The organism is Pusillibacter faecalis (genome assembly GCF_018408705.1).
GTDB classification, from domain to species: domain Bacteria; phylum Bacillota; class Clostridia; order Oscillospirales; family Oscillospiraceae; genus Oscillibacter; species Oscillibacter faecalis.
In genome coordinates, this window is sequence record NZ_AP023420.1 from 686,568 (window position 1) to 705,216 (window position 18,649).

The 18,649-nt window shown below is 54.6% G+C and carries 18 protein-coding genes; 4 read left to right on the plus strand and 14 right to left on the minus strand.

Annotated features, from left to right (window positions below):
- Positions 1-77 precede the first annotated feature (77 nt).
- The 6 genes from KJS55_RS03440 to KJS55_RS03465 form a co-directional block, all read right to left on the minus strand.
- A complete protein-coding gene (locus KJS55_RS03440) occupies positions 78-290 on the minus strand; it encodes a hypothetical protein (protein WP_213542648.1) in 213 nt (70 codons plus the stop codon).
- Positions 291-748: 458 nt separating this feature from the next.
- Complete coding sequence (locus KJS55_RS03445; protein WP_187032605.1) at positions 749-901, minus strand: hypothetical protein; 153 nt, start codon at positions 899-901, stop codon at positions 749-751.
- A complete protein-coding gene (locus KJS55_RS03450) occupies positions 888-1,235 on the minus strand; it encodes a cyclic-di-AMP receptor (RefSeq protein ID WP_187032607.1) in 348 nt (115 codons plus the stop codon). Before KJS55_RS03450 ends, KJS55_RS03445 begins: the two co-directional genes overlap by 14 nt.
- Positions 1,213-1,746: a macro domain-containing protein gene (locus KJS55_RS03455; RefSeq protein WP_213542649.1), complete on the minus strand. Its 534-nt coding sequence runs from the start codon at positions 1,744-1,746 to the stop codon at positions 1,213-1,215. Before KJS55_RS03455 ends, KJS55_RS03450 begins: the two co-directional genes overlap by 23 nt.
- Before the next feature lie 12 nt (positions 1,747-1,758).
- Complete coding sequence (locus KJS55_RS03460; RefSeq protein ID WP_213542650.1) at positions 1,759-3,129, minus strand: Na+/H+ antiporter NhaC family protein; 1,371 nt, start codon at positions 3,127-3,129, stop codon at positions 1,759-1,761.
- A gap of 918 nt (positions 3,130-4,047) precedes the next feature.
- On the minus strand, positions 4,048-5,079 hold the full coding sequence (locus tag KJS55_RS03465) for an alpha-helical endospore appendage domain-containing protein (protein ID WP_213542651.1): 1,032 nt from the start codon (positions 5,077-5,079) through the stop codon (positions 4,048-4,050).
- 265 nt (positions 5,080-5,344) lie between these two features.
- Here KJS55_RS03465 and KJS55_RS03470 point away from each other — a divergent pair, with 265 nt between their 5' ends.
- Both KJS55_RS03470 and KJS55_RS03475 read left to right on the plus strand, forming a co-directional pair.
- Positions 5,345-8,587, plus strand: a complete 3,243-nt coding sequence (locus KJS55_RS03470; protein ID WP_213542652.1) for a DUF6923 family protein — start codon at positions 5,345-5,347, stop codon at positions 8,585-8,587.
- 68 nt (positions 8,588-8,655) lie between these two features.
- Positions 8,656-8,952, plus strand: coding sequence for an alpha-helical endospore appendage domain-containing protein (locus KJS55_RS03475; protein ID WP_187032617.1), 297 nt, complete (start codon positions 8,656-8,658; stop codon positions 8,950-8,952).
- Between the two features lie 224 nt (positions 8,953-9,176).
- On the opposite strand, the gene KJS55_RS03480 is transcribed toward KJS55_RS03475, so the two are convergent.
- From KJS55_RS03480 to KJS55_RS03495, 4 genes are all read right to left on the minus strand, one after another.
- On the minus strand, positions 9,177-9,761 hold the full coding sequence (locus KJS55_RS03480) for an HD domain-containing protein (protein ID WP_187032618.1): 585 nt from the start codon (positions 9,759-9,761) through the stop codon (positions 9,177-9,179).
- Between the two features lie 18 nt (positions 9,762-9,779).
- The gene (locus tag KJS55_RS03485; RefSeq protein WP_187032621.1) at positions 9,780-10,463 is read right to left on the minus strand and encodes a DUF2461 domain-containing protein; all 684 of its coding nucleotides are present in this window, start codon (positions 10,461-10,463) and stop codon (positions 9,780-9,782) included.
- 15 nt (positions 10,464-10,478) lie between these two features.
- Complete coding sequence (locus tag KJS55_RS03490; RefSeq protein WP_187032623.1) at positions 10,479-11,078, minus strand: cytidylate kinase-like family protein; 600 nt, start codon at positions 11,076-11,078, stop codon at positions 10,479-10,481.
- A gap of 342 nt (positions 11,079-11,420) precedes the next feature.
- The gene (locus KJS55_RS03495; protein WP_213542653.1) at positions 11,421-12,095 is read right to left on the minus strand and encodes a ferritin-like domain-containing protein; all 675 of its coding nucleotides are present in this window, start codon (positions 12,093-12,095) and stop codon (positions 11,421-11,423) included.
- 214 nt (positions 12,096-12,309) lie between these two features.
- On the opposite strand from KJS55_RS03495, the gene KJS55_RS03500 reads away from it, so the two are divergent.
- Positions 12,310-13,050 carry an ABC transporter ATP-binding protein gene (locus KJS55_RS03500; RefSeq protein WP_187032627.1) on the plus strand — a complete coding sequence of 247 codons (741 nt, stop codon included), beginning with the start codon at positions 12,310-12,312 and terminating at the stop codon, positions 13,048-13,050.
- Positions 13,047-13,973 (plus strand): SufB/SufD family protein, encoded by a 927-nt coding sequence (locus KJS55_RS03505; protein ID WP_187032629.1) that lies wholly within the window; start codon positions 13,047-13,049, stop codon positions 13,971-13,973. Before KJS55_RS03500 ends, KJS55_RS03505 begins: the two co-directional genes overlap by 4 nt.
- An 85-nt stretch (positions 13,974-14,058) precedes the next feature.
- Here KJS55_RS03505 and KJS55_RS03510 read toward each other — a convergent pair whose 3' ends face one another.
- From KJS55_RS03510 to KJS55_RS03525, 4 genes are all read right to left on the minus strand, one after another.
- Positions 14,059-14,739, minus strand: coding sequence for a PspA/IM30 family protein (locus KJS55_RS03510; RefSeq protein WP_187032631.1), 681 nt, complete (start codon positions 14,737-14,739; stop codon positions 14,059-14,061).
- 28 nt (positions 14,740-14,767) lie between these two features.
- Positions 14,768-15,739: a hypothetical protein gene (locus KJS55_RS03515; protein ID WP_213542654.1), complete on the minus strand. Its 972-nt coding sequence runs from the start codon at positions 15,737-15,739 to the stop codon at positions 14,768-14,770.
- Between the two features lie 183 nt (positions 15,740-15,922).
- Entirely contained in the window at positions 15,923-17,470 is a 1,548-nt protein-coding gene (gene rny / locus KJS55_RS03520) for a ribonuclease Y (RefSeq protein ID WP_187032635.1), read from the minus strand.
- 436 nt (positions 17,471-17,906) lie between these two features.
- Positions 17,907-18,605 (minus strand): N-acetylmuramoyl-L-alanine amidase, encoded by a 699-nt coding sequence (locus tag KJS55_RS03525; RefSeq protein ID WP_228300449.1) that lies wholly within the window; start codon positions 18,603-18,605, stop codon positions 17,907-17,909.
- Positions 18,606-18,649 lie beyond the last annotated feature (44 nt).

Here is an 18,649-nt window from a genome sequence, read left to right on the forward strand (position 1 = left end):
TTTCAATTTTTGAAAAGAGCATTGTGCGGGGAATTATCGATTTTAACCTCCCCTTCCAAAAGAAAATGTGACTTGTTTCAACAGGTGGCATTTTCTTTTGGGTTTCGCTTCTGTTGGTCGCTCCACCCTTCGGTATCTCGATGCTCGGGGTCAGCAAAGCCGCCGGCCAGAAGGCCGGTTGGGTGCTTCTCAAGTAAAATCGCAAACGACCTGAGAGAATTCGGATTGTTACCCCTTGCCATTTCAAGAAAAATCACCGCCAAATTGGCGGTGATTTTTCGTTTGACCATGATGAAGCTCCAGACAACAATAAAGGCACTTGCTTGGATCGGAAATCAAAATGTCCCTTATCAAAATCTTCATGGTTTTACAACAAACCAGGCCCTTCTTTTATTACACCGAATCACCCTTGAGTTATGATATGCAATATGATATGCAACTCCGCGAACAGCAACCGCCAAGGTTCGTATTACAGTCTAAATATATATCCGCCTTAGTCGCAATGAATCGCATCCCTGTCCTGTACATTGGACGAGAGGTGGAGATTGCAAGATACCAGGAATGAGAGAGGGCATCCGGTCCCGCCCTATTTTCCGGAAGAAGATGCTGCATTTGCAAGCCTCAAGGAAACTACTGCCGTCCACGGAGCGGCGGCGTGGTTTTCTTCCGGCCTTTGGCTCCGAATTCCAATGCAGCCATGGTGGGAAGCCATCCTTCTGCATCATAGCGCCAGCAGAAGACTGTCCCCTCATCCCCTGTAACCGTACTTCTTCTGTGAATTCATAGTCTTCTTCCACGTCGCAGTGATACAGCAATCCAGCAGTTCCGGCACGTCCGCACCGGGGATGGCAGCGACAGGTGAGAAGTGACTGCTTCGCCTGCCCACTTTAGTATCGCTCATACCTGTCTACATCCAGGACAAACAACACGACACCGCCGCAACGAACAGGGATCGGAACCGTCGCCGCCAGAGGCTGCGGCGTTCCCCCGGTGAAAAGCACCTGCTGCTGCATCACGGTACGCTTTCCATGACTTTTCAGAATTTTCAAAGCCTTCTCCAGATCCTCATGATTCAATCCGATCATAATCGTAACACTCTGTTTTTTCAGAAATCCACCACTGGAATGAAGGATCGTAGCATAAAAACCACTTTCATTCAGCTCTGAAATGACATCCTGATAGCTGTCGTCCTGGATGATTGCCAGGATCATTTTATCGCACGCTTTCATGTCCATGATCATTTTCCTCCGTTTGGGCCAGTATTTTAACCGCCATCTCATAAATACTTTTGTTATACAGGACCAGAAAAATTTCCATTCCGGGATGCGTCTTCTCAAATGCCCGGATCACATCTCCAGCGATGCGGATTGCCTTGGGACGAGGCAGGTGAAAATCCCCGGAGAACATAAGCGGCACCGCCACGCTTTTGCAATGATACAAAAAAGCTGCCTGCAGCGCGTGGCGGTAGCAATCCGCAAATAACAGGTCTGCTTGCCGTCCATCTGCGTACCATCCCGCGCCTACCGCATGAACAATGTATTTACAAGCTAGTCCACAGGAGGGTGTAATAACCGCTTCACCGATCCTCCCGCGGCCTATTTTCCCACAGGCCTCCATCAGTTTTTTGGTATCCGCCGCACGAAAAATCGCACGACAAATCCCGTCACAGGGCTTCAAGTCAGAGGCCGCGGCATTCACGATGGCATCCGTGTCCATTTTGGTGATATCGCCCAGAACAAAATGCATTGATCTCACCCTTCACATCATAAAGCCAAATCCCAGATAGCATACCGCACTGCAGCCTGCTGCCAGCATGGCGTAGGGAAGCTGGGACAGCGCATGGTCCATATTCTGCATTTTGCAGCAGCTGGATGTCAGAACTGTGGCATCGGAGTAGAAGCAGGCGTGGCTGCCCAAGACCGCGCCAGAGATGATGGCGCCCATCGTCAGCAGCGGATTAGCGCCAATGGAGAAACACAATGGCAGGATAATGGGCGTCACGATTGCAGGAATGCCCCAGACACTTCCGGTGCTGAAGTTCAAAACAGCCACCAGTAAAAAGGTCATCATAGGAAATACCGGTGCGCTCATCATGGGCTCCACCAAGTTGATGACATAGCCGGCAATGCCGATGTCAGTCATGGCCTCCTGCATCACAAAGGCAAAGAAAATGATAGCGATTGTAGGGATCATATTACAAAAGCCATGCATAACTAGGTCGAAAAACTTTGCCAAGGATAATTTCTTCCGCGGAATATAGAGAACCATACAGGTGAGGATGGCTCCGAGCACCGCCAGGAATAACTCCCCGTTCCAGATCGCCAGCACAATAAGCACGCCAATGGGCAGTGCAAAATCCAGTACATTTCCGCTGATCCGGGCAGCAGGCCCATCTTCCGCATCCTCCAGATTCAAATCCTGACTTTCAGCGGAATAGGGCTGTCCCGTTGTCCATACCCGGTCATATGCCTTTCGCATTTGGCCCATTTTCGGCAGCCACCCAAGGCTGAACAACGGCACAAGGATGACTGCAAAAATTGCATAGAACACAAATGGAATCATATGGTAAAACGTCTCAATAGGGCTGCCATACCCCAGCGCCGGGATGCCATCCTCGGCATAGAACAGCCCCGAAAAGAAGATAGCCCAGGTGGAAAACGGCAACAAGGCACAGACCGGAGCACCGGTGGAGTCAATCACATAGGACAGTGCTTCTCTGGGAATCTTCTGCTGGTCCGTCAGCTTTCGCATACTGGTGCTCAGTGTCATGATATTCAGGTAATCATCCACAAAAATCAAGATTCCCATGATCCAGGTCACAAGAAGAGTCGTTTTAGGCCCCCGGCACAGTCTTCCAAGAAATTTGGAAAAGCCAAGCGTACCATGGGCTGCCCCCAACAGAGCGATCAGACTTCCGAACAGCGCACACACCATAAACACCCATTGATGATCACGGTTGGAAGCGACCTCAAAGAAAGCGCCCATCCAGGCAGTGGGAAAGCTCCAGCCGCTGATGATGATATAGGCAACGACAGTGCCTGCGATTAACGGTTCCAATGTCCGTTTTGTCAGCAGTGCCAAAATAATAACAACAACGATTGGCATCAGCGTCAGGATTCCATAGTCCATCTCTTCACCCTATCTGTTCCGTTAAGAACTGCTATCCAGTTTTAAGATATGGATTTCATGATAGCATGAAGGCAGTTAATATCCACATAAAGATTCCATCTATAAATTAAGGTTTCATAAAGATAACATGTGCAGCAATAAGGTCAAATCAAAAGACCCCCGGATGCCTTCCGGTAGGAACGATAGTCCGTTTCCAGCATCCGCAGGCATAGGGGCCCCCACTTCTTGGTTTTGCAAAGAACGAATCGGACGGACATGCTGTCCGAGTCCCCAAAGGGGATTGTCCAAGATCGGGATGTACGTACCCACGCTCTGGTTGCTGAGGCTATCTCAGATCCCATGCCAATGCCGCAGGGCAGTCTGTTCATCATGCCGGTAGCAGCATCGCAGGGTCCATGTCAAAGCCTTGGAACCTGCGGTTTATGGAGTATATTGGTTTCTCAGTCAAAAGCGATTCCATTCTGTTACCGCTTTTCAGATCTTCTCCGACGCCCACCAGGAAACCGACGCGCCAGATAAGTCAATGCTGCATCGTTTGCCTTGGAACAAGTGAGCCCCCGCTATGGATGGATATACTGGGAACATGTACGGAACCGCCCCCCTGTGCTATGGCTTTATGCAGGCATCTCCCTGTATGTTCACCCTGGTCCATCACGTCGCTCAGCACCATAAGGGTTCAGGAGATGCACGTCTTGAAAGTGAGTGCGATCTGTCTAGGGATGGGATCGCTCACCTGCGGTGATTTTTATGTCCCTTTTCGTGTCCATCCCTATCCGTACATGCCACAACCGCCCGTCGCCGCAGAAAGGCCCTCGGCGTTGGACGTGCGGCGATGTGCCGGTCATCAAGGTAAGCGGAAGCCACTCTTCTGAGGCGGCTTCCGCTTGCCACTGTTTCGTGGGCCCTGGTACAGGGCCATTATTCGATACCCCATTGCCAGGGACTGTCACCGCAGTCCCAGAAACCGCACCAGGGAGCCGGCACACAGCAGCACATCCCCTGCAGTGTGTTCAGCTTGTCGGACAGTACCCTCTCCAAAAAGGTGGCATACCAGAGGGTCTCCTGCACGGAGGCATTCACCTCGAGCAGCTCACTGATGGAGGTGGATATCTCCGTACTCTTTTGCAGCTTCTCGCCCTCCGCATTTAAAATGTGGGCGATGGCCGCCTCCTGCAACGCAATGGATTCCAGAACATCGTCACAGGCGCTTTGGCGGCAGGGGCGGCATGGTGTTCGGTGCATACATCGCAGCTCCTGGCTGCATGGGCGGAGCTTGCTGCAAATCTGCTCCTCCAGAGTCGCTTTCAGCAGATATGGATAGCACCCGTGTTTGTCAGTCAGCAGAAACAACCCGCACGAATTCGGCCTGCATGGGTCCTGCAGGATAGCGTCCACAGCTCCGACAGACGGAATCTGCTCCTCTGCAAGCAGGGCCCCGGTATGGGTAAGCAGGACAATATACGGCTTACAGCCCCGCAGCACACAAAACATGATATAGGGCGGGAGGCATATGGCCGAGAGAATCAGCGCGTGTTTCCCCTCCTCCCGCAGCAGACATACCGTGTCCCTCTCCGGATCAACCTCCACAAGACTGTTGCCTGCCGCAACCAGCAGCCTTCCTGTATCGCAGCAGAATGAAACGCCGGTAAACAAGCTGTGGTTTTCCAGACATACCGCAAGCCGGTCAATCTCCCGCAGGCAGTGGTCGAGCTTAAACAGCGTGGATCGGCACGCATCTGAAGCAGCCCAAAAGCAGTCTCGCTTGGGATCATAGCAGATTGCAGTGTAGATTCTGCGTGTTTTTACGAGTTCTATCAAGCGAAAATCACAATCCAGCACAGCGATTTTGCACGCGCACCGGAATGTCAGGTAATATTGACACCCGTCAAAGGCGATTCCTCGATACCAGCAAAAACCTGGCAAGGGGATTTCAGAACAGATTGTAAACATGGGACTCCTCTCTCTTGCAGTGATGATTGGGAGTACTCTCAATATATGCATGCGGAGGCCGCTGCGCATCAGACAGCTTCCGTGTTCGCAGAAACCACTTTCATCCCGCCGGCATATACTGCTATTGAGCGCAAAACAGGCTCCATCCGTTATCCGAAGCGCTCATATTCATGGAGGCACATCGCGATCAACGCTTGGATGCGGAGTCTGTACATATCCGGGGGCACTGCCTCGGATATGGAATCTATCATTTGGAGATGATGCTATGCCAGTTACCATCACCGGTATGGTATTTGACGATCGCAATCATAATGGTGTCTGGGATTCCGGCGAACCCGGAATTTCCAATGTATATCTGACCTTATTCAATGCGGCGTCCGGCGCCTGCGTTCAAACATTCACAGACGCCTCCGGCGTATACAGCTTTTCCGTCGCCGCTGCTGGAACCTATCGAATCTATGAGACCGTGTCTGCTGCATCGGACTGTCCGCCCACTGTATTGACGCAGCCTGCCGGTTTTTCACTTTCCAATGGTCCCCGTGTACGGAACCTCTCTGTTACAGCGGCACAGATCACTGCCGGCGCCACCATCAGCGGGCAAAACTTCAGCCACGATACTGTAGACGCTCCTCTGAAGTGCACCACAGCCATGGTACAGTTTGTCAACACCCCCACGGAGTGGTTTGATATGGACATTGTAACAGGCGCCGCGACACTTCGGGGTTTTTTGAACCCAGCCAATTCTGTCAACGCCATCGGCTATAACAGCCTGGACCACTATATCTATGGCTATGATCAAAGCACCGGGCACCTTGTCCGTGCAGACGAAAACCGGCTCCTGATGCAGCTGGCGCCAAATCCCACCGGGCTTCCATCCATCAGTTACAACGTAGGGGCCTTTGACCTAGACGGCCACCTGTTCCTCATGGTCAATGATACCGCCAGGTTCTATACAGTGGACCTGGCTCCCAATTCCGCCACGTTTATGAAGCTCGTGGACCCTTCCAATGACTTTGCAGAACAGACCAGCAGCTTCGGCACGGCGCTGAACACTGCCGTAAACATCAGTGACTGGGCTTTCCGCCCAACAGATGGCTTTTTATACGGCATCCGGTCTGTTGGAACGACCGCGCAGGTGATGCGGGTCCATCCTGCTACCGGCGTCGTCACGGGATTGACCACCACCCTGCTTGGATTCCCTGGTCTGAATCCCGCCGGACGCTCCTGGGGCGCAGTGGCCATGGATGCCTCTGGTGCTCTGTTTGCCATTTATAACGGAGACGGCAGCGTATTCCGCTTTACGATTGTCGGCAATACCGCCGTCGGAATCCAAATTTCCACCACATTCACCACCAGCTTCAACGATGCCACCATGTGCCCCGAAGCACTGGTTGGCCCGATCGCGGACGCACAGGCGGTGAAAGCCGTGGAGCCCATCCCTGCTGTTCCGGGCGATCAAATCCTGTACACGGTTCTGGTCTCTAACAGTGGGCCGGACACGGCAGACAACATGACGCTGACAGATGCGGTTCCTCCGGAGGTTCTGGCCCCAGAGTATAGTCTGGATCAGGGCGCCACCTTCCTGCCCTGGGCGGGGAGTTTAAATCTGGGAACCTTCCCCAGCGGCAAGTTCCAGCCTGTGTTGATCCGGGGAACGCTGTCTCCCTCCGCCTCCGGCATCATTTTTAACACAGCGGTTGTAAGCAGCGATGCCTCCGACCCTGATCCCAATAACAACATCTCCACCGTTGATGTGGATGCGGCTATGTCGGCCGATGTGTCGGTGACGAAAACCGCCGCGCCAGACCCTGTCACCGCCGGCGAACCCATCCTCTTTACCGTCACTGTCTCCAACCTCGGTCCATCAGATGCACAAAGCGTGGCGCTGAGCGATACGGTTCCCTCCTCAATCCTGGGAGCAGTATACTCCGCCGATGGCGGCGCCACTTTCCTGCCCTGGAGTGGTACTCTGGAGCTTGGTACCCTTGCCGCGGGCGCATCTGAAATCATCCTGCTCCGCGGAAACGTCGGCTCTGACGTGTCTGACAGCATCGCCAACACTGCATCGGTATCTTCCGCCACACCGGACCCTGATCCAGGCAACAATACGTCTACCGTCATAATTCCGGTCACTGAGTCAGCGGATATAGCTGTCAGCAAAACCGCACCGCCCACCCCAGTCACACCGGGTCAGCAAATCACCTACCGTCTTCTGGTTTCCAATCTTGGCCCCTCGGACGCTAGAAATGTGGTTCTGGCAGACGTAGCTCCGTCCGAGCTCCTCGCTCCTGAATACAGCTTGGACAATGGCACGACCTTTTTGCCCTGGTCCAGCCCTCTCAATCTGGAAACCATAGAGGCTGACACATCCGCAGTGATTCTCATTCGGGGCACCGTGAGCGATTCTGCTGCCGGCTCCATTGTGAATACGGCAGTCCTGTCCTCCGACACGCTGGACCCTAATCCCGACAACAACTCCTCTTCTGTCACGGTTCCAGTCTCTGCGGCCTCTGCCGATCTATCTATCATGAAAACCGCCAGCTCCGAGACGGTTTCCCCCGCCGAAACGCTCACCTATACCATCCGTGTCTCCAATCTGGGGCCTGACTCCGCAGATGCTGTCATGCTGACCGATACCATTCCGGCTCTGCTCATCGATCCGGTATATTCCCTCGACGGCGGCGCCACCTTTCTGCCCTGGGCCGGTGCCCTCTCTCTGGGGATTCTGGCTCCCAACGCGGCGGAAACTGTTCTGATTCGAGGCATGGTCAGTCCGCAGGCCTCCGGTAGTATCACAAATACTGCTTTTGTGTCCTCCACTACGCTGGACCCCAACCCCGACAACAATTCCTCTTCTGTCACGGTTCCAGTCTCTGCGGCCTCTGCCGATTTATCTATCATGAAAACCGCCAGCTCCGAGACGGTTTCCCCCGGCGGAACCATCACCTATACCATCCGTGTCTCCAATCTGGGGCCTGACTCCGCAGATGCTGTCATGCTGACCGATACCATTCCGGCTCTGCTCATCGATCCGGTATATTCCCTCGACGGCGGCGCCACCTTTCTGCCCTGGGCCGGTGCCCTCTCTCTGGGTACTCTGGTGGCCAGCGCGGCAAAAACCATCCTGATCCGGGGGGCCGTCAGCTCTGCGGCCTCTGGCAGTATCACAAATACAGCGGCCATATCCTCCACCACGCCAGACCCCAATCCTGACAACAACTCCTCTAGCGTCGAAATTGATATTCGGGATACCAGGTATCAGGCCATCACGGACCTGATTGAATCCGTGGCGCTGGAAGAGGCCGCCCTTGCACACATTTTGAACGCAGAAGGCGAAAAGCTCCAGAGGATCATTGCTGTCCCAGACGTGGAGCCATCTGTGCTCCTGCGGGCAAACCAATCTGTTCAGTCTATGGCGGATGCTGTGGCGCTCTTGGAAAACACCCTGTCCGGCAAGCTCAGTCTCTTCCGCGACTGCCTCTGTGAGGGTACGGAAGCGGCACAATAAGGCGCCCACATTTACCTGCGAATAGGAATCTGCAATTCACAATCTAATATGAGAAAGGTTGATTTTTCATGGGAATGCCGGTCATCTCCCCCAGCCAGACCACCCGCTGTCAGGCTATCACCGATATAATTGAATCTGTGGCCTTGGAACAAGCCGCCCTCAGTCATATCCTCAACGCGGAGGGAGAAAAGCTTCAAAGGGTTGTCAGTCTGGAGACCGTAGAGCCCTCCCAGCTTTTAGAGTTCAACGAGAGTGTGGAGGAAATGATCCGCACCATCACACAGCTAGAAACTGCCCTTCAAGCCAAACTGGAGCTGTTTGGCGATTGCCTTTGCTCCTGCTCCTCAGCGCTCGGGGAAGGATAAGGGCTCAATAGCTGGCTGCCGGCAAAATGCCGGCAGCCAGCTATTTCTAGATTGATGCCTTAGTTCCATGCAGATCGCTGTCAGGCCCTTTGAGCGTATCATTGGTCCGCAGGAGTCAAGCCCGAGAGCGGGGACATACGCAAAGTTTCTCCAAAAAACGATATCGTCCAAAAATGCCCCCAAAGCCATCCAGAGGATGGACTTTGGGGGCGGCACTCATGACTTTAAAAATTTTCCAGATCACAAAAAACAGATTCCTCACAGGAGCGCATTGCCAGTATGGTCTTTTCCATGAGTTCCTCCAAGGTCCACCCAAGGCGCTCTGCACCGGTAGTAATCACATCCCGAGAGCAGCCCGCAGCAAACTTCTTGTCCTTAAATTTTTTCTTCAGGGAGCTGACCTCCATATCCTGGCAGCTTTTACTGGGCCGCATCCTAGCGGCGGCGCCGATGAGCCCTGTCAGCTCATCGGCCGCAAAGAGCACCTTCTCCATCTCATGAACAGGCTCCACATCGCAGCAAAGCCCGTAGCCATGGCTGCATACTGCGTGGATCAGCTCATCGCTGCCACCGATTTCCGCCAGCAGCTCTGGAGCCTTTTGGCAGTGCTCCTCCGGCCACTTCTCAAAGTCCACATCGTGCAGAAGGCCCACGGCAGCCCAAAAGTCTGCGTCCTCGCCGTAACCCAACTCCTGGGCATACCAGCGCATCACGCCCTCCACCGTCAGTGCGTGCTGAATATGGAAGGGCTCGCTATTATACTTTTTCAACAGGGCCAGCGCAGCCTCCCGATTTGGGCAAGCTTTCATTGGTATCTCTCCTTTTTGTCACGGCGTCTCCCGGGGGTCCGGGTCACCGTCCAGTGTTACAAAATAATCGTAGTAGGGCAATAGAAACGCATATCCACTCCGCAGCCGCCCTACAATCTCCCGGCTGAACAGCTCGTCCGTCAGCTTCTCCTGATGGGAGATGGTAAAGGATTTCACCTGGTACCACGGCTCCAGCAGCTTCGAGGGTGCGGCAGATTTTGGACGCCGGTAGTTCTCCGCATCCAGGGTAAATTCTCTCTGCCGTCCCAGCGCACGGGTAAGTCTCTCCATCGTCCTGGGGTCCCGGTCAATACGAGCCCGCAGCTTGGCCATGGTAACGGGCTTTGGCATCCAATAGCCCATTCCATAACTCCATCCCTCCGGCATCAGCTCAAACCAGAACGCGGGACGGCTGGTCCACTGCTCCGCTGGCTGTTCTACCGTGAACCACAGGCTCTCCTTATAGGGTCCCCGGCCGTGGAGCCGGCGGGCATCCCGATAGATGCGTGTCACCTTGCGGATCAGCCCCGCGTCCGGCCGCTCTTGCCGCAAAAACTCATACACCTCATCCGCCAAATCGCACATAGGACGATAGAAGTGCGTAAGATAGACCTGTTTATGGGCCTCAAACCAGGATCGCTCATTGTTGAAGCGGATACCCCACATGAAGTCCACGGTCTCATCCGTAAAGCCAGTAAACATCGCTCCAATCCGCCGTCACTGCATGCCGCGGGCGGCGGAGATAATCATCTGTGCGCACAACTCGTCGCCCAGAACGCCACTGTCCAGCGTCAGATGATAGTTATGGCTGTCGCCCCACTGTCGGTTTGTATAGTGATTATAGTAATTGCGGCGGAGGCTGTCCTTCTTTGCCATCATTCGCTGCAGCTCCGTTGGGTCCGCCACGCCAGTCATCTGCCGCAGCCGCTCCGCCCGATGGATGTCTCCGGCATGGATAAAAACATTCAGGCAGGGAATCCCGCTGGAGCGGAGAATCTCATCAGCGCAGCGGCCCAAAATGACACAGGGGCCTGTGTGCGCATAGCGCAGAATTACCGCTTTTTGGATGTCGTGAATGGCATCCTGCATATTGGGATAATATACACTGTTGGACAGAATGCTCTTGAGGAACGAGCTGGTCTTGGAAACCTCCTCCTCTTCCTGCTGGACCGTCTCAGTGTCATAGCCGCTGGCTCGCACCGTCTCCCGAACGATATCTTTGTCGTAAAGCTCAATTCCCAGCTCCTGGGCCACCCGCTTTCCAATGGTATGTCCTCCGGCACCATATTCCCGGCTGATGGTAATAACTTTGTTCATGTCTGTCCTCCTGTCTCCGCGACTCCGGCGAAGGGCTTTTTTCTGCGTTCACAGCCACTGCCCCGCCACGTTCTCACCTTTCCTCGCTACACCCAGCACCGAGAGAGCGATGTGGTACAACGGCCGTTCTGCGACCGTTGTACCACATATCTGGATGATCGTTGTAGATTTACCAAATCCATGCCCAACAGCAGCTTTGCGGCTCTATGATACCACAGGTGCAAAGCACCGTTGTGGCGCATCTTTTCAGTCCATGTACAATGGCTGTTTTGCTGTTATTGTATCACAATTCAAAGCCTGGTGCAACGGAAATCTCCCCCGGCCTAAAACCGGGGGAGTCTCTCACCCGCGAAGGCTTCTCTCCAGCATGGCCAGCAGGGCGTTAGCCTGGCGGTATTCTCCATCGCTCAGCTCCTCTAGCAGGCTGGCCAGGCAGGGGTCCGTGGTTCCCTCTGCCGCTCGCGCGTAGTTCAGGCCGTTGCAAGCTGCGGCATGATAGCGCTCCCGCAGCGCAGCGCACCAGCGGCCCACTGTGATGCGCTCGCTGCTGATGCTGGGCCGATAGCACTCGCCAGTGATCAGATAGTAGATCGCCATCAGCCTTCTGGCCCGCTCTCCCTCTTCCGCCGCCATGTCCCGCAGGCGCTGGCGGGCCCAGGATGGCGATTGGCGCACCATTGCCTGCAGATGTCTTTGGTCTCCCAGTTCCTCCTCAATAAACCCCTCCAGTACGCTCAGCATCTCCGCTGCGGCGCTTCCCATGCAGCAGGGGTCCGGTGCCGCGCCTGGAAGCTGACTGTCCTGCTGTGCCGGTGTCAATGCGGATGTAGAATTGGTCTGGGCTGCCGCTGGTACTGCCGCCTCTGTCTCATCAAAGGCGGGCGTCTGAGGATTTCCCCTTGCAGACGCGTCCTGCCCAGGCGCTGGATAAGGCTCCAGCCCAGGGGCCACACGCTGCCAGAGATGATCATATCTTCGGAAGTCATATACCTCCGGTGTATGTAAATTCTGTTCCATAGTGAGTCCCTCCTTTTTCATAGTTTATGCGAAAAGGTACTGCGATGTGCCCGCCCGTGGCGCTGCGGCATGAACATCGCAGCCATCTACCCAGCCAATTTTCCCCTGCCACAGCCCTGGGAAATCCGGCAATACTAGCATTGCTTTTTCCCTGTGTATCTGCTAAAATAAATGCGTTAAATGTATTTTTCCACCAAAGGAGGTTCCAAATACCATGCTGGAACTGAAATCCATCAGCTACTCCGTTCAAGAGAGCACCGGAGAATTGGGGATTCTCAAGGACATTTCCCTCACCATTGACGATCACCGTCTGGTCGTGTTCACCGGCCCTAATGGCGGCGGCAAAACCACGCTAGCTAAAATCATCATGGGACTGGCGACCCCAACCTCCGGTCAGATTTTCTGGAACGGTCAGGATATTACGAGCCTGGACATCACCTCCCGCGCAAAACTTGGGATCAGCTATGGTTTCCAGCAGCCGCCCCGTTTCAAAGGGCTGACGGTCCGCAATCTGCTGACTCTGGCTTCCGGCGATAAGGCGCTTTCCAAGGATCAGTGCTGCCAGTATCTGACCAAGGTGGGCCTGTGCGCCAACGATTACTTGGACCGAGAAGTGGATGTGAGTCTCTCCGGCGGCGAGGTCAAGCGGATTGAGATCGCCTCCATCCTGGCACGGAACAGCCAGCTCATGATTTTTGACGAGCCAGAGGCGGGCATCGACCTGTGGAGTTTTTCCCGCTTGACAGAGACCTTCGAGCAGATTCATGCAACAGGCGGCGCCACCATGATCATCATCTCCCACCAGGAGCGAATCATCTCCCTGGCAGATGAGGTAGTGGTTGTCGGGGATGGTACCATTCGTCATCGTGGCAGCGCGGAGGATATTTTGCCAAAGATTCTGGCGGACACGCTGAGCGGTTGTCCGGTACTGAGCAAGGAGGTGCAGGCGCGATGATGGACACTGAGATCGACCGCGAGCTGTTGGAGAAAATTGCGGACCTGCTGGGAAAACCTGTCGGTGCATTCAATATCCGCAAGGATTGCGGGTGTGACGGTCGGGAGTCCACAGAGCATATCAAGATTGACAATCGTGCCGATGGGAAAAGCGGCATTGATATCCGAATTCTGGACGGTACTGTGGGCGAGACCTGCCACATCCCCGTGATTATTACAAAGCCCGGCATTGAGGAGACTGTATATAATGACTTTTATATCGGTGAAAACTGTGACGTCACCATTGTGGCGGGCTGCGGTATCCACAACTGTGGCGATCAGGAATCCCGGCATGACGGTATCCATACCTTCCATGTAGGCCGGAACTCCCATGTGCATTACAGCGAAAAGCACTATGCCGAGGGCGATGGGACGGGTGCGAAGGTCTTTAACCCCCAGACCATTGTATACCTGGATGAAGGTGCTTCCATCCAAATGGACACCGTTCAGATTCGGGGCGTAGATTCCACCAAGCGCTATACCAAAATTGTCTGCGGCAAAGATGCCGAGGCGGTGATCACGGAGCGGTTGTTAACTCATGGCACCCAGTCGGCCCACAGCGACATGGAAATCGTCCTGGACGGGGAAGGTTCCAAGGGGCGTGTGATCTCCCGGTCCGTTGCCCAGGACCAATCCAGCCAGGTGTTTTATCCCCGAATGGTGGGCAACGCCGCCTGCTTTGGCCATGTACAGTGCGACTCCATCATCATGGGAGAGGCCAAAATCAAATCCATTCCCGCCATTACCGCCAACTGTACGGAGGCGCAGTTAGTCCACGAGGCCGCCATCGGGAAAATCGCCGGAGACCAGCTTTTGAAGCTGGAAACCCTGGGCTTGACGCCGGAGGAGGCGGAAGAGCGGATTCTGGAGGGCTTCCTGGCCTGAAGTGTTTTCGTTCCAAACTATTTGGACGCACATGATACAAAAAGCCGCCGCTGTCTTTTAGACAGCGGCGGCTTCTTTCTCTGGTTTACAATCCGAGCTCGGCTTTCAGTTTCGCCAGCTCTTCGTCTACTGCCGCATCCCCTGCGGCGGAGGCATATTTGGCCTCTAAAGCGGCAGCCTCGTCCACTGGCGCAGTGTTCAGCTCCGCCATGGCATTGGCTTGGTCCAGCATCTGATCCGCTTTGCGCTCCATGCGCTCAAAGGCGCTCATGGCACCAGCCGCCTTATCTGCGCTGGCCCCCACCTTGTTGACCTTTTCCTGGGTTTTCGCCACAGCCATCTTTGCTTTGACCATTTCCCTGCGGCCATGAAGGGTCTCAATATCCCCAACCAGCTTGTCATGCATCTGACGCATCTTCTCCGCATTGGCATGGGCCGCGTCGTAGGTAGCCTGCAGGCTGGCAGCCTTGTCCGCAAGCTGCTGCTTCTTGCCTAGGAACACGCGGGCATCCCCCTCATTGCCGGCAGTCAGGGCCTTTTTTGCCAGCTCCTCATACCGTTTGACCTCAGCGGTGTTCTCCTCCAGCATCCGCCGGGTCCGGGTCTCCTCTGCCATCACAGCGGCAGTCTCCTTCTTCACCTCTGCCAGATCTTCAGTTAAGTCCCGCAGGTACTGGTCAATCATCTTTGCCGGGTCCTCGCATTTGTCCAGCAGGTCATTGATGTTGGCCTTGATAATATCTGCAAAACGCTCCAGAATTGCCATATCTTTGATCTCCTCTCAAATAAAATATTTATGATAGGTCTTGGTTTTCATATTTATCTGCCAAATCCTCAATTTCCTGGTCGCCAAACTTCTCCAGAGGCGTCTTTAAAATCTCTTCTGCCCGCTTCTGTTCCCGCTCCCGCTGCTCGCGCCGCTTTTTCAGCGTGATAAAAATCAGAACTGCCACCACAACCACCGCTACGCACACAGCGATCACTGGCAGGGGAGATTTAGTCACGGTCATAATCCTCTCTCCTGTGTCGGCAAAGGCCTTTGAAAAGATCTCCTCCTCGCTGATAGAATAGTCATTATAGTAGCGATCCAAATAATCCGCCAGAATGGCAATCGCCTCGTCATCCATCACCGTTTTTGCCTGGCTCCCCACAGTATAGCCGCAGTTGTAGGACCCGGCGCCGTTATCGCAAAACACCAGAAGAAAATGTCCCTCGTCTGTGAAAAGCTGCGGATACAGCTCTTCTGCCATGGCGGTCAACTCTGTGGTGGAGGTGACAGAGCCATTGGGCAGCAGATACAAGTAGGGCTGCACCCCGGTCTCCTGATAAAATTGGCGCATGCCGCTTTCCAGCTGGCTGCGATTGGAAAACCATCCGCCCTCGTCGGTATAGTACCCGGTTTCTGTGACCGCAGAGGCGGGCAGTCTCTCCCTCTCATATGTAGAACTCTGGATACCGCTGCCGGAGCCACTCCCCATCACTGCGAAAAACACTACCGCCAGCACCAATACCACCACGATGGTACCCAGTATCGTTCCGCCACCGCCTCGTCCATGGCGGTTCGGAGAACCGTAGGCCCCGCTTCCATAGCGAGGGCTGTTGATAATGATCGGACCTGTGCGAATTCCGCCGGGCCGGTATCCCCCTGGAGATCGGCTGCCTCCAAAGGACCGCCCGCCGCCGGAAAAGCCGCCAGACCTGCGTCCGCCGCCGGAAAAGCCGCCTCCCCGGAAGCCGCCGCTTCTGCCTCCGCCAGATCTTCCCATAGATGTGTCTCCTCCCTCGCAAGACTTCTTTCCTTTGCATGATGTTTTTATTGTACGGTTTTTTCCCTGTCCCGTCAATCATTTCACGCAACGTTTACGGATTGTTTGCATTCGGTGACATTTCTCCCTCAAAGCAACCAAGCGCCTCCGAAACAATTCCGGAGGCGCTTGATCCTGTTCAACTTATTTTGCGTATTCCACAACCTTGGTCTCCCGCAGAACATGGACCTTGATCTGGCCGGGATATTCCATCTCTTCCTCAATTTTCTTGGCCAGTTCTCGGGCAAGAATCACCATCCTGTCCTCACTGACCTGCTCCGGCTTCACCATCACACGGACCTCGCGGCCGGCCTGGATGGCGTAGGCCTTGTCCACGCCGGGATAGCTGCCGGTGATCGTCTCAAGCTGTTCAAGGCGCTTGATGTAATTCTCCAAGTTTTCGCGGCGGGCGCCAGGGCGGGCTGCGGAAATCGCGTCCGCCGCCTGCACCAAGCAGGCAACAATCGTCCGGGGCTCTACATCATTGTGATGGGCTTCAATGGCGTGAATAATGTCCTCTTTTTCCTTATATTTTCTGGCAAACTCCACGCCTAGGGCCACATGGGTTCCCTCCATCTCGTGGTCCACGGCCTTGCCCAGATCATGGAGCAGGCCGGCCCGCTTGGCAGCCTGCACATCCGCCCCCAGCTCCGCAGCCATCATGCCGGCGATATGGCTGACCTCCACAGAGTGCAGCAGCACGTTCTGTCCATAGCTGGTGCGGTAATGGAGCCGTCCCAGCATTTTTACAAGCTCCGGATGGAGATTCCGGATGCCGCATTCAAACACCACGCGCTCACCCTCTGCCTTGATGGTAGATTCCACCTCCCGGCGGGCCTTTTCCACCATTTCTTCGATGTGGGTGGGATGAATCCGGCCGTCGGCAATCAGCTTTTCCAGCGCCAGTCGGGCAATCTCCCGCCGTACCGGTTCAAAGCAGCTGACGGTGATCGCCTCCGGCGTGTCGTCAATAATCAGATCCACGCCCGTCAGCGTTTCAATGGCGCGGATATTGCGGCCCTCGCGGCCGATGATTCTTCCCTTCATGTCGTCATTGGGCAGGGGAACCACACTGACGGTCATTTCAGCCACGGAATCAGCGGCGCACCGCTGGATGGCCTGGGCCACCACTTCCCGGGCGCGGGCCTCGCACTCCTCCTTCATCCGGGACTCCACCTCTTTGATCTTGAGGGCAGTCTCGTGAGTCACCTCAGACTCCACCTGATCAATCAGATATTGTTTCGCTTCCTCAGCGGTAAAGCCGGAGATTCGCTCCAGCATCTCCGTCTGGCTGCGCTTGATCACCTTGATCTCTTCATTTTCTTTGTCCATGGCTGCATGCTTTTGCGCCAGGGACTCCTCTTTCTTTTCAATGGCCTCCGTCTTGCGGTCCAGGTTTTCCTCCTTTTGCTGCAGACGGTTTTCCTGTCGCTGTAGGTCCGCTCTGCGAGATTTTTCTTCCTTCTCGTATTCGCTGCGGTTTTTCAAAATCTCCTCTTTGGCTTCCAAAAGGGCTTCTTTTTTCTTGGTCTCGGCGCTCTTGATGGCCTCGTTGATAATGCGCTTTCCCTCTTCCTCAGCGCTGGAGATCTCCTTTTCAGACACGTTTTTCCGATAGCGAATACCCAGTGGGAAGAATATCACGCCGCCGACCACCAGCCCCAGAATGGCGCTGATGACAGATTGTATCATGATAGACTCCTTCACTTCTATATTCGTACCGTCAGTTGCCGGGGACACATGCGCCCTCCGACGGGGCCTCTCGTAATTCGCAGGACCCGGGCACACTGCAGCCAATCTCTCAGACATCATACAGGCTCAAGGCCTGCGCCGAAAAACAAAACGGAACGATCATCCCGATCAGACATGACAGCCCAGCCAACTGGCGGTATAGGAAATGATCAAATGGCACCCCTCTGCCCTTCGATAATTATCCTTATTTAGTTTAATCATTTGCCGGTGCCGTGTCAAGGAAAAACATCTGATTCTATGCGAAAAGTGGGAAATTTCTTGTGAACACGCCCCCGCGCGGTGTGCAGCAGTTCTGTACGGCAGGGCCGTTTCCCCTTCTAAGGCGGTAAAAAAGCAAAGGCCGGGCGGACAAGTGTCCACCCGGCGGACCACGGTCTCAGGTATCAATGTACGCTGCCGCGGCATACCCAACGTAATTTCTATAATGCACCACATACCAGCCCTGCCACTCTCCATAAACCGTGACAGAGGCCCCATTCGGGATGCTTGCAATCACGGTGCCAGTGGAGGATGGGTAGCTCCGCAGGTTCAGCGTCCCATAGCTGAGAGAAACCGTCCCCGTCACCGGGTCCATGGGATAGATAAAAGGCAGGCCGAAAAAGCGGGTCAACGCCCTTGCCAGCTGCTGGGCAATGGCATCCCAGTGGCCTTCCAGCCAGACGGCATCCGCATAGTTATCGTGGTAGCCAATCTCCACTAATACCGCCGGGGCATTTGGCAGCCGCACCTCTCCCAATGTGGTCGTAGAACGAGTTGTAACTTGATTGGGCAGGGGATAAATGTCCCGCAGCTCTTCTACAATCAGCTCCGCGGCCCGCTGCCCCTGGGTGCTACCGGGATAATAAAAGGCGATAATTCCTCGGTTCTCGCCGTAACGTCCCTCTGGGGATGCGTTGGAATGAAGCGCCAAATACAAGTCATAGTATCCGGTGTTGGCGTCTCGAACGGAGCTGCCGGCAGTCATATCCGGCTGGTTGCGTTTATATTGAATGCCATTGGACAGCAGATAGGGAACCAGAGCGTCCGCCAGCAGATTCATATTATACTCCTCGGAGCCGCTGCCGGTGACATACATGTTCCACTCCTGTGTAGTTGCAGTAATATTATGTAATATAATCC